The organism is Serratia sp. BNK-23 (genome assembly GCF_047456145.1).
GTDB classification, from domain to species: Bacteria; Pseudomonadota; Gammaproteobacteria; order Enterobacterales; family Enterobacteriaceae; genus Serratia; species Serratia nematodiphila.
Window position 1 is genome coordinate 3,648,172 of the sequence record NZ_CP179900.1, and the last position, 17,288, is coordinate 3,665,459.

The 17,288-nt window shown below is 58.6% G+C and carries 16 protein-coding genes, 6 tRNA genes and 2 other RNA genes; 3 read left to right on the forward strand and 21 right to left on the reverse strand.

Annotated elements, in window-relative coordinates:
* Positions 1-9 precede the first annotated feature (9 nt).
* From ACMGF9_RS17385 to zitB, 3 genes are read left to right on the forward strand one after another with little or no spacing between them, the layout of a single operon-like run.
* The gene (locus ACMGF9_RS17385; protein WP_049242094.1) at positions 10-615 is read left to right on the forward strand and encodes a response regulator; all 606 of its coding nucleotides are present in this window, start codon (positions 10-12) and stop codon (positions 613-615) included.
* Positions 612-3,812 carry an ATP-binding protein gene (locus ACMGF9_RS17390; RefSeq protein WP_312425403.1) on the forward strand — a complete coding sequence of 1,067 codons (3,201 nt, stop codon included), beginning with the start codon at positions 612-614 and terminating at the stop codon, positions 3,810-3,812. The genes ACMGF9_RS17385 and ACMGF9_RS17390 overlap by 4 nt, the downstream gene beginning before the upstream one ends.
* Positions 3,812-4,774, forward strand: coding sequence for a CDF family zinc transporter ZitB (gene zitB / locus ACMGF9_RS17395; protein WP_015376984.1), 963 nt, complete (start codon positions 3,812-3,814; stop codon positions 4,772-4,774). Before ACMGF9_RS17390 ends, zitB begins: the two co-directional genes overlap by 1 nt.
* A gap of 36 nt (positions 4,775-4,810) precedes the next feature.
* Here the strand turns inward: zitB and pnuC are convergent, their stop codons facing one another.
* The 21 genes from pnuC to cydA form a co-directional block, all read right to left on the reverse strand.
* Entirely contained in the window at positions 4,811-5,536 is a 726-nt protein-coding gene (gene pnuC, locus ACMGF9_RS17400; protein WP_015376983.1) for a nicotinamide riboside transporter PnuC, read from the reverse strand.
* A gap of 20 nt (positions 5,537-5,556) precedes the next feature.
* Positions 5,557-6,618: a quinolinate synthase NadA gene (nadA, locus tag ACMGF9_RS17405; RefSeq protein WP_015376982.1), complete on the reverse strand. Its 1,062-nt coding sequence runs from the start codon at positions 6,616-6,618 to the stop codon at positions 5,557-5,559.
* A gap of 587 nt (positions 6,619-7,205) precedes the next feature.
* Positions 7,206-7,281, reverse strand: a tRNA-Lys gene (locus ACMGF9_RS17410).
* Between the two features lie 6 nt (positions 7,282-7,287).
* Positions 7,288-7,363, reverse strand: a tRNA-Val gene (locus tag ACMGF9_RS17415).
* Between the two features lie 45 nt (positions 7,364-7,408).
* A non-coding RNA gene (locus ACMGF9_RS17420) (RtT sRNA) lies at positions 7,409-7,532 on the reverse strand.
* A gap of 13 nt (positions 7,533-7,545) precedes the next feature.
* A tRNA-Lys gene (locus tag ACMGF9_RS17425) sits at positions 7,546-7,621 on the reverse strand.
* Between the two features lie 153 nt (positions 7,622-7,774).
* Positions 7,775-7,899, reverse strand: a non-coding RNA gene (locus ACMGF9_RS17430) — RtT sRNA.
* Between the two features lie 15 nt (positions 7,900-7,914).
* Positions 7,915-7,990 (reverse strand) — tRNA-Lys (locus ACMGF9_RS17435).
* A 7-nt stretch (positions 7,991-7,997) separates the two neighbouring features.
* A tRNA-Val gene (locus tag ACMGF9_RS17440) sits at positions 7,998-8,073 on the reverse strand.
* Between the two features lie 29 nt (positions 8,074-8,102).
* A tRNA-Lys gene (locus ACMGF9_RS17445) sits at positions 8,103-8,178 on the reverse strand.
* A 178-nt stretch (positions 8,179-8,356) separates the two neighbouring features.
* Positions 8,357-9,151 (reverse strand): cell division protein CpoB, encoded by a 795-nt coding sequence (gene cpoB, locus ACMGF9_RS17450; protein ID WP_160125201.1) that lies wholly within the window; start codon positions 9,149-9,151, stop codon positions 8,357-8,359.
* A gap of 9 nt (positions 9,152-9,160) precedes the next feature.
* Complete coding sequence (pal, locus tag ACMGF9_RS17455) at positions 9,161-9,676, reverse strand: peptidoglycan-associated lipoprotein Pal (protein WP_004939853.1); 516 nt, start codon at positions 9,674-9,676, stop codon at positions 9,161-9,163.
* Positions 9,677-9,720: 44 nt separating this feature from the next.
* Positions 9,721-11,013, reverse strand: coding sequence for a Tol-Pal system beta propeller repeat protein TolB (tolB, locus tag ACMGF9_RS17460; protein ID WP_004939856.1), 1,293 nt, complete (start codon positions 11,011-11,013; stop codon positions 9,721-9,723).
* Between the two features lie 132 nt (positions 11,014-11,145).
* Positions 11,146-12,372 (reverse strand): cell envelope integrity protein TolA, encoded by a 1,227-nt coding sequence (gene tolA / locus ACMGF9_RS17465; RefSeq protein WP_015376981.1) that lies wholly within the window; start codon positions 12,370-12,372, stop codon positions 11,146-11,148.
* A gap of 81 nt (positions 12,373-12,453) precedes the next feature.
* Complete coding sequence (tolR, locus tag ACMGF9_RS17470) at positions 12,454-12,882, reverse strand: colicin uptake protein TolR (RefSeq protein WP_004939859.1); 429 nt, start codon at positions 12,880-12,882, stop codon at positions 12,454-12,456.
* A gap of 12 nt (positions 12,883-12,894) precedes the next feature.
* A complete protein-coding gene (gene tolQ / locus ACMGF9_RS17475; protein WP_004939862.1) occupies positions 12,895-13,578 on the reverse strand; it encodes a Tol-Pal system protein TolQ in 684 nt (227 codons plus the stop codon).
* Positions 13,575-13,979 carry a tol-pal system-associated acyl-CoA thioesterase gene (gene ybgC / locus ACMGF9_RS17480; RefSeq protein WP_004939863.1) on the reverse strand — a complete coding sequence of 135 codons (405 nt, stop codon included), beginning with the start codon at positions 13,977-13,979 and terminating at the stop codon, positions 13,575-13,577. Before ybgC ends, tolQ begins: the two co-directional genes overlap by 4 nt.
* Positions 13,980-14,109: 130 nt before the next feature.
* The gene (gene ybgE, locus ACMGF9_RS17485) at positions 14,110-14,406 is read right to left on the reverse strand and encodes a cyd operon protein YbgE (protein ID WP_004939866.1); all 297 of its coding nucleotides are present in this window, start codon (positions 14,404-14,406) and stop codon (positions 14,110-14,112) included.
* Positions 14,406-14,519 carry a cytochrome bd-I oxidase subunit CydX gene (gene cydX / locus ACMGF9_RS17490; protein WP_004939868.1) on the reverse strand — a complete coding sequence of 38 codons (114 nt, stop codon included), beginning with the start codon at positions 14,517-14,519 and terminating at the stop codon, positions 14,406-14,408. The genes ybgE and cydX overlap by 1 nt, the downstream gene beginning before the upstream one ends.
* A gap of 17 nt (positions 14,520-14,536) precedes the next feature.
* The gene (cydB, locus tag ACMGF9_RS17495; protein WP_015376980.1) at positions 14,537-15,676 is read right to left on the reverse strand and encodes a cytochrome d ubiquinol oxidase subunit II; all 1,140 of its coding nucleotides are present in this window, start codon (positions 15,674-15,676) and stop codon (positions 14,537-14,539) included.
* 14 nt (positions 15,677-15,690) lie between these two features.
* The gene (gene cydA / locus ACMGF9_RS17500; protein WP_099982404.1) at positions 15,691-17,259 is read right to left on the reverse strand and encodes a cytochrome ubiquinol oxidase subunit I; all 1,569 of its coding nucleotides are present in this window, start codon (positions 17,257-17,259) and stop codon (positions 15,691-15,693) included.
* Between the last annotated feature and the right edge of the window lie 29 nt (positions 17,260-17,288).

Below are 17,288 nucleotides of genomic sequence, written 5' to 3' on the forward strand. Positions count from 1 at the left end.
GAGTTGAACATGCCTTCTCTGTTATTAGTTGATGACCACCCGGTGGTTCATGTCGCACTGGAAGCGGCGCTAATGAAATCATCCCGCCCCTACCGTCTGCAGGCGGCGCAGGACGACGTCCAGGCGCTGGCTCTGCTGGCCGAGGCCGCTTTCAGCCTGGTGATCCTGGATATCGGCCTGCCGCAGGTCGACGGGCTGCAGCTGTTGAAAAAAATCCGCCGCCACTACCCGCAACAAAAGATCCTGATCTATACCGCGCAGGAAGCCGATGTGTATGCGCGCATGGCGCATGCCGCCGGCGCCGACGGTTTCGTCAACAAAGGCAGCTCGCTGGCGGAGTTGGTGCAGGCGATCGAGCAGGTGCTGGGCGGTGAAACCAGTTTCCCCACTGCCGCGCTGGCCGAAGAAGCGCCGACGGCGGACGGCGGGCTGCTCACGCCCAAGGAGCTCGAAGTGCTGGGTTTGCTGAGCCAGGGGCTGTCCAACCTGCAGATCGCCGACCGGCTGCACATCAGCAACAAGACCGTCAGCACGCACAAGAAAAACATCCAGCGCAAAACCGGCGCCGGCAATTTGCTGGAGCTGGTGGCGGTGTTTAAAGAGCTGGCGCCATGATGCGCCGCGCCCTGCTGCTGCTGATCCTGTGGTGCGGCCTGGCGCAGGCGGCGGAGCCGGTGCGCTATCAGCTGGTCAGCAACCTGAATCCCCCCGAGAATATGCTGATCGTCGGCGAGAAAAATCCCTGGCGCGACCGCACGCTGCGCGTCGGCATCATCAGTGAGAACACCAGCCCGTACAACATCATTGTGGATGACGATCTGTATGGGCTGAACGCCGACTACCTCGGCTATATCCAGCAGGTAACCGGCATCCGCTTCGCCATTTACGGCTTCGCCGACCTGACCCAGCTGGAGCAGGCGCTGCACGACGGCAAGGTCGATCTGTTGTACGGCATCCCGCAGAGCGAAGCGCTGCACGGGCTGGAGATCTCCCAGCCTTACTACGTCAGCAACCTGCGCGTATTGCGCGATCGCAGCAACGATCGGCCGGTGATGCTCAATTCCGCCAACGCCCGCGTCGCGATCGGCGCGCTGACCGACATGCAGTCCGGCGGCGCCCTGCAGGCGGTGGCGTCGCAGATCCAGCGCTACGACAACAATCTGCAGGCGGTCTATTCGCTGCTGAACGGCAGCAGCGACTACTTTATCGCCGACGAGGCCAGCGCCAGCTTTATCATCGACCAGCTGCAGCTCGGCCAGCTCTATCAGATTGAAAGCAACGAGAACCTGGGCAACCTTTCCTTCGTGTTCGCCGCCGCCGACCCGCGCCTGATAGACACGCTGGACACCGCCATCGCCGACGCGCCGATGGAACTGATGAATGCCCTGCAGAGCCGCTGGAGCAAAAAGATCCCCAGCTACCTCGATACCGGCAATGCCGATCTGACGACGATGGAGAAGAATTGGGTGGCGAGCCACCGCGTGGTTTACTACGCCGCCATCGAGAACAACTTCCCGTTCGCCTACCGCGGTTCCGACGGCCAGCCGCGCGGCTATGCCATCGATATTCTCAACATCATCGCGCAAAACACCGGGCTGCGTTTCGCGCCGCTGTGGGCGCGCAACGCCGAGCAGGCCGATCAGCTGGTGCAATCCGGCCAGGCCAGCTTCCGCGCCGCCCTGCCGCTGGCGCGCGGCGTCAAGGCGCGCTACGGCGCCAGCATGCCGATCCACCGTTCGCTGTGGGGCGTTTACGTCGGCCAGTATGCCAACGGCGTCTCGACCTGGGGCGATCTGGCCGGCAAGCGCATCGGCGTATTGCAGGGCGATTTGGCTCAGGGGCTGGTGCCGGAGCAGGAACAGACCGTAAGCTTCGCCGACAGCAAATCGATGTACGACGCGCTGGCCAACGGCCAGCTGGATGCGCTGGTGGATAACGTCATCTCCGCCAACTTTTTGGCGCTGTCGCGCTATTCCGGCGCCATCAAGCTGGCCTTCGCCGCCAACAACATCCCCTATCCGGTGGCCTTCGGCGTGCGCCGCGATCAACCGCTGCTGCTGGCGATCCTCGATAAGAACCTGATGCAGATCCCGGCGGATACCCTGCAATCGCTGCGCGACGAGTGGATCGTCGACCGCAGCAACCTGATCGACGCGGTGAACGACAACCGCATGCCGCCGCAGACCACCTGGCTGCTGGCGCTGTTGGCCGCCGCCACCGTGCTGCTGCTGGCGCTGACGCTGCGCCGTTTCATGCTGCAGCGCCGTGAAAAACGCGAACGCGAAGAGCTCGAGCAGGCGCGCCGCCGCGCCGAAGCGGAAAATCGCATGAAGAGCAAATTCCTCGCCACCGTCAGCCATGAACTGCGCACGCCGATGCACGCCATCCTCGGCCTGCTGGAACTGGAGCTCAAACGCCAACCTGCGCCGGAAGGCCTGCCGGTGATTTACAGTTCGGCCTCATCGCTGCTCAACCTGCTCAACGACCTGCAGGATCACGCGCGGCTGGAAACCGGGTCGTTGACGCTGGCGCCGAAACCGGTGGCGCTGCGCCCCTGGGTCGCGCGCATCGACGCCCTTTACCGGCCGCTTATCGGCGAACGGCCGTTGACCTTGAGCGTGGTGGCGGATCCGGCGCTGCCGGAGGCGGTGATTATTGATGGTGAGCGTTTACTTCAGGTGGCTAACAACCTGATAAACAACGCGATAAAGTTCACGCCGCGCGGCGCCATTCAGGTCGACGTCGGCTGGCGCGCACAGGATGAACGACGGGGAGAGTTGCAGTTAACGGTGAACGACAGCGGCTGCGGCATCGCCGCCGATGAGGTAGGCAAGTTGTTCCAACCGTTTTACCGCGCGCGCGGCGCGCAACGCATCTCGGTGCAAGGTACCGGTTTGGGCCTGTCGATCTGCAAAGAAATCGTCGAACAGATGGGCGGCCGCATCGAGTTGCACTCGCAGCCGGGCGTCGGCACCCGCGTCGAGGTCGCGATACCGGTCGAGCTGAGCGGCGCCGCGACGGCTGGCGCCCAGGAGGAGCACACCTTTGCTCTGCCGTCTTCCGCCTTGCGTACCGCGCTGATCGACGACCATCCCACCAATTTGTTGTTGCTGGAACGCCAGCTGCGCCACTTCGGGCTGCAGCCGGCCCGCTTTGAACAAGGCTATGCGCTGCTGAAGGCTCAGCGCCGGCAGCCTTTCGATCTGCTGTTTATCGACTATAACATGCCGCGCCCGGACGGCCTGACGCTGGCCAGGCTGATCCGCCGCGACGAACAGCGGCTACGGCGCCCGCCTTGCCGCATCGTGCTCTGCTCGGCAGACGTGCAGGAGTTTACCCGCATCCCGCCAGGGCTGGTGGCGATCGACCACTTCCTGACCAAGCCGATTTCACTGGCGGCGATCGGCCAGGTATTGGCTCAGCAACCGCAGGTTCAGGAAGAAAAGTTAGTCCTTACTGACCTGCGGCAAATGCTGGCCGACATGGCGGGCGGCGATCGCGCCATGATGCAGCGGCTGGCGCAGACGCTCAGCGACACGCTGCGGCAAGACCGGCAGCGGCTCGCGGATGCCGTCGCCGCGAGCGACTGGTCACGCCTGGAACAGGCGGCGCACCGCATCAAGGGCAGCCTGCTGATGCTGCAGCTGCCGGAAGCCGCGCAGCTGTGCCAGCAACTGGTGGAAACCGCACGTCGGGGCGAGCTTGCCGCCGCCGCTTATACTAAATTAAAGGCGTTAGTGGCGCAGATAGAACCGGAGCTGGACGCTCTGATCGCCGCCGCCCCCACTTTCGCTATGCATAAGGATGAATAATGTCGGACACTCCACACGTACACCTGCCGAAAGACAGTAATAGTAAACGCCTACTGACCGCTTTTTTAGTCACCGCCGTCTTTATGGTGGCCGAGGTGGTCGGCGGCCTGTTGTCCGGCTCGCTGGCGCTGTTGGCCGACGCGGGGCACATGCTGACCGATGCCGCCGCGCTGCTGGTGGCGCTGATGGCGGTGCACTTTTCCCAGCGCAAGCCCAACGCGCGCCACACCTTTGGCTATCTGCGCCTGACCACCCTGGCGGCCTTCCTCAACGCCGCGGCGCTACTGGTGATCGTGGTATTCATCCTGTGGGAGGCGATACGGCGTTTCTTCGAACCCCAGCCGGTGATGGGCACTCCGATGCTGATCATCGCCATAGCGGGGCTGCTGGCGAACCTGTTCGCCTTCTGGCTGCTGCATCGCGGCAACGAAGAGAAAAATATCAACGTGAGGGCGGCCGCGCTGCATGTACTGGGCGACCTGCTCGGCTCGGTGGGGGCCATCGTCGCCGCCATTGTCATTCTTGCCACCGGCTGGACGCCGATTGACCCGATCCTGTCGGTGCTGGTCTCCTGTCTGGTGCTGCGCAGCGCCTGGCGGCTGCTGAAGGAGAGCTTCCACGAGCTGCTGGAAGGCACGCCGCAGGAGGTCGACATCGCCAAGCTGCAAAAAGACCTGTGCCTGAACATCCCGGAAGTGCGCAATATCCACCACGTACACGTCTGGCAGATCGGCGAACAGAAGCTGATGACGCTGCATGCGCAGGTGATCCCGCCGCATGACCACGATGGGCTGTTGCAACGCATTCAGGCTTATCTGTTGGAACACTACAAGATTGGCCACGTGACCATTCAGATGGAGTACCGGCACTGTGAGACGCCGGACTGCGGCATCAACCGGGCGCCGGAGCCGAGTGAACACTCACATGCCGAAGCGCATTCGCACCTGGGGCATCGCCACTAAGCCAAGAGGGCGCCATCACGGCGCCCTCTGCTGTTATTACGGAGCGGAAGATAACGGATTGGAATGGTTGCGCCCGGCACTCTTGATCCACAGCCAGGAGCCGTTCAGGGCGATCAGCGTCAGAATGACATACTCCAGCGCCATAGCATACACGCCCTGGTAGGCAAAGATCGCCACGCTGATGACATCGATCACCACCCACAGCAACCAGTTTTCCACGTACTTGCGCGTCATCAGGATCATCGCCACGATGGACAGCACCATCATCGCCGAATCCCAGAATGGGAACGCGTCCGGCTGCAGCGTCGGCATCTGCACGTTCAGCCCCAGCCCTTGCATCACCGCCACCGCAATCTGCGTCAGCCAGGCGAACACGCGGTCAATGTTGAAAGTCATCAGGCCGATGCCGATGACGCAAACCGCCGCCCAGACCAACGCTTTCGGCAGCGGCAGCCAGCGGATCTGCAGCTCGGCCTGGTTATCCTGGGTTTGGCGGCTCCAGGCATACCAACCGTAAATGTTGGCGCCGAAGAAAAACAGCTGCAGCAGCAGGCTGGCGTACAGCTGGATCTGGAAGAAAATCACCGCGAACAGCGTGACGTTGATCAGGCCGAACAGGTAGTTGATGATTTTTTCCTTGCTGGCGTACCAGATGCACAGCAACCCGAACAGTGTGCCGATGGCTTCGATCCACGACAGATCGTAACCGCCCGCGCCAAGCGGAATATGCACCAGAATATTGCTGGTACTGAAGAAGCTCATGAGGTCATCCTTTTAAACGGTTAAGCGTTGCCTTTAACCTGCATCTTAAGCTGAGCGGCGAAATCCAGCATGCGGTTCAGCGGCACCAGCGCCTTTTCACGCAGCGCGGCGTCCACGTGGATCTCATGCTGCGCGCCCCCCTGCTCCAGCCCTTCGGCAATCGCCTTCAGGCCATTCATCGCCATCCACGGGCAATGCGCGCAGCTGCGGCAGGTCGCGCCCTCTCCGGCGGTCGGCGCCTCGAACAGTTCCTTGTCCGGACAAGCCTGCTGCATCTTGTAAAAGATACCGCGATCGGTGGCGACAATCAGCTGTTGATGCGGCAATGTTTTCGCCGCCTGAATCAGTTGGCTGGTCGATCCCACCGCATCCGCCAGCTCGACCACCGCCTGAGGCGATTCGGGATGCACCAGGATGGCCGCCTGCGGATAGAGCGCCTTCATGCGCCGCAGCGCCTGGGTCTTGAACTCGTCATGGACAATGCAGGCACCTTGCCAGCACAGCACGTCGGCGCCGGTCTGCTTCTGCACATAGCTGCCGAGATGACGATCCGGCGCCCAGATAATTTTCTCGCCCAGGCTATCCAGATGCTCGATCAGTTCGACGGCGATGCTGGAGGTCACCACCCAGTCAGCGCGCGCTTTGACCGCCGCCGAGGTATTCGCATAAACCACCACGGTGCGATCGGGATGACTGTCGCAAAACGCATGAAATTCCTCTTCCGGGCAGCCCAGATCTAGCGAACATTCGGCAAACAGCGTCGGCATCAGCACCTGCTTTTCCGGGCTGAGGATCTTGGCGGTTTCCCCCATGAAACGCACGCCGGCCACCAACAGCGTCGAAGCCGGATGCGCGCTGCCAAAACGCGCCATTTCCAGCGAATCCGCCACGCAGCCGCCGGTTTCTTCCGCCAGCGCCTGGATTTCCGGGTCGGTATAATAATGGGCGACCATTACCGCGTTGCGCTGCTTGAGCAGGGTTTTGATCTTCTCGCGATAAAAGGCTTTTTCCGCTACGTCCAGCGGTACCGGTTTCGGCGGGAAGGGATACACCGCCGCGTTGACATCAAACATTTCACTCATCGCTGCAATCTCATGCTAGGCTGGGCGCCTGCCGCGTGAATATCGCCTGCCGCAACGCCCCTCGTTTTATATACTAAACAAAATACCTAAAACCGCGCGAAAAGTCCGCTGATATTTTCATATTTACGCACTCAGTGTTTAATAGATTAAAAACACAGACATTGACCACGCAGATCACGACGGATAATGTCCTGGTGGGGCGTATGGCGTTCAGAGAAGAGCGAGATGCCGATCGATGCAGTGTTGAAACGAGAAAGCAAAAGATTCGGGTGTGGGGTAACAGAAACGAAAAAAGCGCCAAAAGGCGCTTTTCTCTGAATTGGTGGGTCGTGCAGGATTGATTCGGCCTGTGGCCTCACCCTGCGGGCAACGCTGCGCATTGTCGTATCGCTACGCGATGCTCGAACCTCTACGGCTATCCGCCTATTTCATAGACGGCCCCTTCGGGCCAGCGCAAGCGCTGTTCAAAAGCATAAATGCTTTTGTCTTATCCTGCACGATTCGGTGAACTCTGTTGGCAAGAGGATAAAGTCAGGTTTGGGTATTACAGAAACGAAAAAAGCGCCAAAAGGCGCTTTTTTCTGAATTGGTGGGTCGTGCAGGATTCGAACCTGCGACCAATTGATTAAAAGTCAACTGCTCTACCAACTGAGCTAACGACCCGCAGTGTGGTGGGTGATGACGGGCTCGAACCGCCGACCCCCTCCGTGTAAAGGAGATGCTCTACCAACTGAGCTAATCACCCACTGCTGTGGTACTGCTATTTTTCACACCTTGCTCTATCAAAGAGTGGTGGGTCGTGCAGGATAACTCGGCCTTTGGCCTCGCCCTAACGGGCCATCACCGGGGTGATGTTGTCTCGCTTCGCGAGACTCGAACCTCTACGGTTCTCATCCTGACGATTTAACACCTTGCTCTATCAAAGAGTGGTGGGTCGTGCAGGATTCGAACCTGCGACCAATTGATTAAAAGTCAACTGCTCTACCAACTGAGCTAACGACCCACTGATGTGGTTTACTGCTGATGGCGAATAGGTCACAAAAAACCGACTCGCGGAAAACAAGGATGGGGATGTTCAGGACAACTCGACGGGTACTCGACTCGGACCTTTACTTTGCCACATCAAACCGATTCTGAAGCTGCCATTCTCTAAGAATGGTGGGTCGTGCAGGATAACTCGGCCTTTGGCCTCGCCCTTGCGGGCCATCACCGGAGTGATGTTGTCTCGCTTTGCGAGACTCGAACCTTTACGGTTCTCATCCTTTACGATTCTCTATTGCAGCCATTCTCTAAGAATGGTGGGTCGTGCAGGATTCGAACCTGCGACCAATTGATTAAAAGTCAACTGCTCTACCAACTGAGCTAACGACCCATAACAGTGGTGGGTGATGACGGGCTCGAACCGCCGACCCCCTCCGTGTAAAGGAGATGCTCTACCAACTGAGCTAATCACCCACTGTTGTGGTTACTGCTACTTCAGAAATTGGTGGGTCGTGCAGGATTCGAACCTGCGACCAATTGATTAAAAGTCAACTGCTCTACCAACTGAGCTAACGACCCAATTTCCCTGCCGCTTTAACATCTTGCAAGATGTCTTGGCAACGGCGGCATATATTACTAATTTATCTTGGCAGCGCAACCTAAATTTTTTACCGATGCGTTCAACTGCTTGTTCTTCACGCGAATGAGCCCAGAAATCGGTCAAATCGACTAACTTCTGGGCTCATTTTTCTAACCGTTAACCGCCTACGCGACTTTTCGCCTGCTTGGCCGCCGCACTGGTTGGGTATTGTTTAATCACCTGCTGGAACACGGCCTTGGCTTTATCAGCCTGCCCTTTTTCCTGCATGATGATACCCACCTTGTACATGGCGTCCGGCGCCTTCGGTGATTTAGCGTAATTCTTCACCACCACCGCAAAATAATAGGCCGCATCGTCTTTTTTACCCTTGTTGTAGAACAACTGGCCCAGCCAATAGTTGGCGTTGGGCTGGTAAGTAGACTTCGGGTACTGTTTTACGAAGGACTGAAAGGCGGAAATCGCCTGGTCATACTGTTTTTTTTCCAGCGCCAGAGAAACAGCGGCGTTGTAGTCACTGTTCTCATCACCGCCACTCGGCGTTGCAGAAGCGGCTACAGGCGCGCTGCTGCCCGCATCGGAAGATGCGCCTGCGGCTGCCCCGCCGGCAGCGCCCGCTGCCGCAGAGGCGCTCTGAGCGCCGCCCTGGCTGAGGCTATCCATCTGTTGATAGATTTGCTTCTGGCGTTCAACGACCTGATTCAACTGATACTGGCTTTCCTGGATCTGCCCACGGAGAGAATCAATATCGCGTTGATTGTCAGAGAGTTGCTGCTGGAGTTGGTTTAAAAGCTGGCCTTGAGCATTGCTGATGCGCTCAAGCGAGGTGACACGGTCTTCGACCGAGCCGGAGCCGACATTACTGATTGGCGCTTGGGCAGTAGCGGCCCAAGGGGCCGCTACGCCAACCAGTAACGACAGACTCAACAGGTGACGTCTGAAGTTACTGTTCATGCGATTCTCTTAGTAAACCAGAACGGCACGACGGTTTTTAGCATAAGCCGCTTCGTCGTGGCCCAGTACTGCTGGTTTTTCTTTACCGTAAGAAACGATAGAGATCTGGTCAGCGGAAACGCCTTTACCTTGCAGGTACATTTTAACGGCGTTAGCACGACGCTCACCCAGAGCGATGTTGTATTCCGGCGTGCCGCGTTCGTCAGCGTGGCCTTCAACGGTCACTTTGTAAGACGGGTTGTTACGCAGGAATGCAGCGTGCGCGTCCAGCATCTGAGCGAATTCGGAGCTTACGTCATACTTGTCCAGGCCGAAGTAAACGATGTTGTTCTTCTGCAGTTCTTGCATCTGCAGACGAGCTTGTTCTTCGGAAGACAGGTTGCTGCTGCCGTTTTCCATACCAGTGCCGGCGCCAGCGCCCATACCAGATTGGTCGTTGTTCGCGCTTTTGTTAGAACTACAAGCTGCTACAGCCAGAACTGGCAGTGCCAGCAGAAGCCCTTTCAGCACTTTGTTCAGTTGCATTTCTTTGATCCTTTTATAGTTTGCCATACATATTTACACATGCATCACAGATACGGCGACCAGGCAGGGAATTTGACCTGTCCATCAGTTGCCGGAAGACGCGCTTTGAAACGCCCATCAGTTGACACCAACTGCAGCACGGAGCCCATACCTTGCGTGGAGCTATAGATCACCATGGTGCCGTTTGGCGCAATACTAGGCGTTTCATCCAGGAAGGTGCCGGTCAAAACCTGAACGGCGCCCGATCCAAGATCTTGTTTGGCGATGTGTTGTGCACCACTGTTGGTGCTCACCATCACCAGGAATTTACCGTCGGAGCTGACTTCAGAATCCTGGTTCTGAGAGCCTTCCCACGTCAGACGCTGTGCGGCACCGCCGCTGGCGCTGATTTTATAAATCTGCGGACGCCCGCCCTGGTCGGAGGTAAACGCCAGAGACTGGCCATCCGGGAACCAGGTCGGTTCGGTGTTGTTGTTGCGGCCATCGGTCAGCTGCGTGATCTGGCCGGAGCCGAGGTTCATCACGTACAGGTTCAGGCTGCCGCTCTTGGACAGCGCGAAGGCCAGCTTGCTGCCGTCCGGCGAGAACGCCGGCGCACCGTTGTGGCGCGGGAACGAGGCGATCTGGCGGATAGCGCCGTTAGCCAGGGTCTGCACCACCAGCGCAGAGCGGCCGCTCTCGAAGGTCACGTAAGCCAGTTTGCTGCCGTCCGGCGACCAGGCCGGCGACATCAGCGGCTCAGGCGAACGGTGCACCGTGAACTGGTTGTAACCGTCGTAATCCGCTACGCGCAGCTCGTACGGGAATTTCCCGCCGTTGGTCTGCACCACGTAGGCGATACGGGTGCGGAACGCGCCCTTGATACCGGTCAGCTTCTCGAACACTTCGTCGCTGGCGGTATGGGCAGAATAACGCAACCACTGTTTGGTCACTTTATACTGGTTCTGCGCCAAGACGGTGCCCGGCGAACCCGAGGTGTCCACCAGTTGGTAGGAGATCAGGTAGCTGCCGTCGGCGCCAGGTTGAACCTGGCCGACTACCACGGCGTCGATGCCCAGCGCAGTCCAGGCCGCCGGCGTCACTTCAGACGCGGAGGTCGGTTGCTGCGGCATGCGCGCCACGTCGATCGGGTTGAATTTGCCGCTGTTGCGCAGATCCGCACCGACAATCTTGCCGATATCTTCCGGCGGCGTGCCTGGGCCCGCCCATTTAAACGGCACCACGCCAATCGGGCGAGCGGAGTCAACCCCTTGGGTGATTTCAATGCGAACTTCCGCGTGCAACACGGACGCCCACAGAATTAAAAAACCTAGCGCTACTCGAAATGCCTGCTTCATCTCATCTCCCTTATCCAGGCGGGATGCCTGCGATAAATTAGCAGAATTTTAACAAACCAACTTACGTAAAACTACATAATCCCTGTTGGTTACCTTAGTACATCCCTGTGATATCACTCACTCAATCAACCGTTATTGCGGCTTGAATTCAAGTATAGAATTCTTAAAGTGCTGATAAACGGCATCGCTCGGCGGCTTCGGTATATGCGCCAACTTGGCGGCAGACACCGCAGCTTGACACAGAGCAGGATCGCCCCCCGCTGCTTGTACGCTTATCAGCAGGCCGTCCGGCGCCAGCTTGATACGCAGGTCGCAGGTTTTGCCGGCGAACGAACTGGCGTCATAGAACTTGCTCTGAATCGCCCCTTGAATCTGCCCCATATAACCGCTGATATCCGCCCCGCTGGCGCCAGCCGTCTTGGCATTGCCCTGCCCGGCCGGTTTACCGTCGCCCTTCGATTTGGCACCGCCGCCTTTCGGCGCGTTCTTGCCGTCCGCCAGGCCACCAAACAGGTCATCAACTTCCGCCGACTGCTTCGCAGCCTCGGCGGCGGCCTTCTTCTTGGCGTCCGCAGCGGCTTTCTTGGCGGCAGCGGCTTTCTCGGCCGCCGCTTTCTTCTCTGCCTCGGCGGCAGCCTTCTTCTCGGCTTCCGCTGCGGCTTTTTTCTCAGCTTCAGCGGCCGCTTTCTTCTCCGCGGCCTCTGCGGCTTTCTTTTCTGCCGCGGCGGCGGCGGCTTTCTTCGCCTCTTCCGCCTGTTTCTTGGCGGCGGCGGCAGCAGCCGCTTCTTTCTTGGCTTCCGCTTCGGCTTTCTTCTGGGCTTCCGCCTGCGCCTTGGCGACCTTGTCCGCTTCGGCCTTCGCCTTGGCGGCAGCGGCTTCGGCGACCTTCTGTTGCTCTTTGGCCTTGGCTGCGGCGGCTTCCGCCGCTTTTTGCTGCTCGGCGGCCTGTTTTTGCTGCTCCGCCGCCTTCTGCTGTTGCTCAGCCTGCGCCTTGGCGTCCTGCGCGGCTTTCTCCTGCGCCGCCAAACGCTCTTTCTCCAGCTCTTTCAGGCGCTGTTGCTGCTCCGCCTGCTTCTGCTGAAGCTCTTCGGCCTGTTGCTCCGCTTTTTTCTGGCGCTGCTTTTCGGCACGCTGCGCATCGTTGCTCTGCTGCTGCTGGCGGTTGTACTGCTCCACCACCGCGCCGGGATCGACCATCACCGCACCGACCACGGTGCCATCGCCACCGCCGCCGGCGCCCATGTCGACCTTTTCCTGCAGCGATCCCCAAATCAGCAGGGCAATCAATATGAAGTGCAGAACGACCGAAACAATAACGGCGCGGTTCAGCTTATCGTTTTGCTCAGTTGCCTTTACCAAAATAGATTCCCAAAAACTGGTGTTGCTTATACGGGGTTCCTGGGCCGCAGCGCAGGAACCGGGTTGCCGTTGGCCTTACGGTCAGATCGGCTGGGTCATCAGCCCCACGGAAGCCACGCCCGCCTGATGGAGAATATTCAATGCCTTGATAATCTCATCGTAAGGGACTTCCTTCGCACCGCCGATCAAAAAGACCGTTTTCGGGTTAGCCGCCAAACGCGACTTGGCTTCGGCCGCGACTTGCTCAGGCGGCAGCAGCTCCATACGGTTGTGATCCACCACCAGGGTGTATTGACCTACGCCGGAAACCTCGAGGATCACCGGCGGATTGTCATCGCTGGACACCGTCTTGGAATCGGTGGCGTCCGGCAGGTCAACCTCCACGCTCTGCGTGATGATTGGCGCGGTTGCCATAAAAATCAGCAGCAGCACCAGCAACACGTCGAGCAGCGGAACGATGTTAATTTCGGACTTCAGCTCACGCCGACTACGTCCACGTACTCTCGCCATGCTACCTCCTACTTATTTGCTGTCGCTGGAGAAGGCCTGACGATGCAGAATAGCGGTGAACTCTTCCATAAAGTTGTCGTAATTCTGCTCAAGCTTGTTGACGCGCTGGTTGAGACGGTTGTAGGCCATTACCGCCGGGATGGCGGCGAACAGACCGATCGCGGTGGCGATCAGCGCTTCGGCGATACCCGGCGCCACCATCTGCAGCGTGGCTTGCTTCACCGCGCCCAGCGCGATAAAGGCGTGCATGATCCCCCACACGGTGCCGAACAGGCCGATGTACGGGCTGATAGAACCGACGGTGCCGAGGAACGGAATATGGGTTTCCAGCGTTTCCAGCTCGCGGTTCATCGAAATGCGCATCGCGCGCGACGCCCCTTCGATCACCGACTCCGGCGCATGATTGTTGGCGCGGTGCAGACGGGCGAACTCTTTGAACCCGGAATGGAAGATCTGCTCGGAACCGGTCAGGCTATCGCGACGCGCCTGACTTTCCTGGTACAGACGGGAAAGCTCGATACCGGACCAGAATTTGTCTTCAAAGGCTTCGGCGTCACGCGTCGCCGCATTGAGGATGCGGGTGCGCTGAATGATGATCGCCCAAGAGGCTACCGAGAAGCATATCAAAATCAACATGATAAGCTTAACCAGCAGGCTCGCCTTCAAGAATAAATCTAGGATGTTCATGTCAGTCACTGCTTAAACTCCGCGACAATAGACTTAGGAAGCGCTCTTGGCTTCATTTGGTGTGGATCAATACAGGCAATCAGGACATCTGCCTGGCTCAGTAGGGCCCCGTCAGAATTGACAATGCGTTGAGCAAACGTGAGAGAAGCCCCGCGCAGAGAGGTGATTTCACTCTGGACCTCCAGTTGCTCGTCGAGACGAGCCGGAGCCAGATAATCCACCGTCATGCGCCGGACGACAAAAGCGACTTGTTCACTGAGCAGCTGCTGTTGATGAAAGTTGTGCTGACGCAGCATCTCTGTGCGCGCTCTTTCAAAAAAGGCGACGTAGCGGGCGTGATAGACCACACCACTGGCATCGGTATCCTCGTAGTAAACGCGAACCGGCCATCGAAACAACGTATTACTCACTCTACTTCCCAGCAATGCAATTTAACGCTGCTACTATACGCAAGACGGATCGGGTTGGGAATGGGTTACAAGATGGGAATGAAAATAATTATGGGCCGTGAGGGCCCATAACGTGGGGACATCAGGGAGATTATAAAGAAACGTAAAGTAATCCTGCGCACAAGATCACAATTGCAGGAAGCGGCGCGAAAAAAGCGCGCCAGACGCTGCGCTGCGGGCGGAATCCGAAACCGTGGATCACTCCGGCACATACGGCCCAAATCAGCAACAGCCCTTCCCAAATCTCCAGCGAGCTGGTTTTGGCGGCGAAACGCGTCGGATCCCAGAACACGCACCCCGCCAAAATCAACGCCAGCACCAGGGAAAGGGCCCGAACCGGGCCCTTGTCGGTGACAGCGTACAGCTTGTCAATCACGGACGAGCTCATTACTTACCGTCTTGCTGAGCTTTGGTCGCTTCGCTCTGCTCAAGCGCCAGCGCCGTGATGATGCCGAAGGCGCAGGCAAGAAGCGTTCCGAGAATCCAGGCAAAATACCACATGGTTTAGCTCCTTATCCTTAGTACAGCGAATGCTTGTTGTTTTCGATGTAGTTCTTGTCGAGACGACCGAACATTTTGTAGTACGACCAGCTGGTGTACGCCAAAACGATAGGCACGAAGATCGCCGCCACGACGGTCATCACTTTCAGCGTCAAGAGGCTCGACGTCGCGTCCCACATGGTCAGGCTGACGTTAGGCACGGTGCTGGACGGCATCACGAACGGGAACATGGTGACCCCGGCGGTGAGGATGACGCAGGCGATGGTCAGCGACGAAGTGACGAACGCCAGCGCGCCTTTCTCCAGACGCGAGAACAGGATGGTGAACAACGGCAGCACCACGCCCAGTGCAGGCAAGGCCCACAGCAGCGGATACTTGTTGAAGTTGATCAGCCATGCGCCGGCCTGATGCGCCACTTCTTTACGCAGCGGGTTGGATTCCGCCATGGTGTCCAGCGCCGAAGTGATCACGTAGCCGTCGATGCCTTTCACCAGCCACACACCCGCCAGCAGGAAGCATACCGCCATGATCAGCGTCGCGATCTGCGCTGCGGCGCGTGACCGCAGGTGGATCTCGCCGGTGGTGCGCATCTGCAGGTAGGTCGCGCCCTGAGTGACCAGCATGGTCAGACTGACCACGCCTGCCAACAGACCGAACGGATTCAGCAGTTGGAAGAAGTTGCCGGTGTAGAACAGACGCAGGTATTCGTCCACATGGAACGGCACGCCCTGCAGCAGGTTGCCGAACGCCACGCCGAATACCAACGCAGGCACGAAGGAACCGATGAAGATGCCCCAGTCCCACATGTTGCGCCAGCGGCTGCTCTCCAGCTTGGAACGGTAGTCAAAACCGACCGGGCGGAAGAACAAGGCCGCCAGCACCAGGATCATGGCGACGTAGAAGCCCGAGAAGGCCGCTGCGTAGACCATCGGCCAGGCGGCGAACAGCGCGCCGCCGGCGGTGATCAGCCACACCTGGTTACCGTCCCAGTGCGGGGCGATGGAGTTGATCATCACCCGGCGCTCGGTATCGGTTTTACCGATGATGCGCACCAGGATGCCGACGCCCATGTCGAAACCGTCGGTGACGGCGAAGCCGATCAGCAGTACGCCAACCAGCACCCACCAGATAAATCGCAGTACTTCATAGTCAAACATACGTGGACTCCTGTTTAGCGCGCTTCCTGCACGGCGGCAGTCGGTTGTTCAAAGTGGTAGCGGCCGGTTTTCAGGCTGCTTGGACCCAGACGCGCAAACTTGAACATCAGGTACATTTCAGCCACCAGGAACAGGGTGTACAAGCCGCAAATCAGCCCCATCGAGAACAGAATGTCGCCCGCGGTCAGCGAAGAGTTGGCGACTGCAGTCGGCAGCACCTCACCAATCGCCCACGGTTGACGGCCGTATTCCGCCACGAACCAGCCGGCTTCTACCGCGATCCACGGCAGCGGCAGGCCATACAGCGCCGCACGCAACAGCCATTTCTTCTGGCCGATGCGGCCGCGCACCACGCTCAGGAAGGACAGGCCGATAATCAGCAGCATCAGCACGCCACAGGCCACCATGATGCGGAAGGCGAAGTACAGCGGCGCCACGCGTGGAATGGAGTCCTTGGTCGCCTGCTGGATCTGCGCTTCCGTCGCGTCGCTGACGTTCGGGGTATAACGCTTCAGCAGCATGCCGTAGCCCAGGTCTTGCTTGGTTCTGTTGAATTCCGCACGCACCGCAGGATCGGTATTGCCGCCGCGCAGCTCTTCCAGCAGCTGGTAGGCTTTCATGCCGTTGCGGATGCGCACTTCATGTTGCGCCAGCAGATCTTTCAGGCCAGTGACCTGCGTGTCGGTGGAACGCGTGGCGATCAGGCCAAGCGCATACGGGATCTGAATAGAGAAGGAGTTTTCCATCTTGTCCTGATCGGGAATGCCGAACAGGGTGAAGGACGCCGGCGCCGGCTGGGTATCCCACTCCGCTTCGATGGCGGCCAGTTTGGTTTTCTGTACGTCGCCCATTTCGTAACCGGATTCGTCACCCAGCACGATCACCGACAGCACCGCAGCCATGCCGAAGCTGGCGGCGATGGCGAAGGAGCGTTTGGCGAAAGCGATGTCGCGGCCCTTCAGCAGGTAATAAGCGCTGATGCCCAGCACGAACATGGCGCCGGTGGTGTAGCCTGCAGCCACGGTGTGAACGAATTTCACCTGCGCAACCGGGTTAAGCACCAGCTCGGAGAAGCTGACCATCTCCATGCGCATGGTTTCGAAGTTGAAATCCGACGCGATCGGGTTCTGCATCCAGCCGTTGGCGACCAGGATCCACAGCGCGGACAGGTTTGAGCCGAGGGCCACGAACCAGGTTACCGCCATGTGCTGCACCTTGCTCAGACGATCCCAGCCGAAGAAGAACAGGCCGACCAGCGTCGATTCAAGGAAGAACGCCATCAAACCTTCGATGGCCAGTGGGGCCCCAAAGATATCGCCGACGTAGTGAGAGAAATACGACCAGTTAGTCCCGAACTGGAACTCCATGGTCAAACCGGTGGCCACACCCAGAGCAAAGTTAATCGCAAATAACTTTCCCCAGAATTTGGTCATGTCTTTATAGATTTGTTTGCCAGACAGGACATATACCGTTTCCATAATTGCCAGCAAGAACGCCATACCGAGCGTTAATGGGACAAATAAGAAATGGTACATCGCCGTTAAAGCAAACTGTAAGCGCGACAGTTCGACAATATCAAACATCTTGACTCCTTGCTCCTCGCAGGAAGACT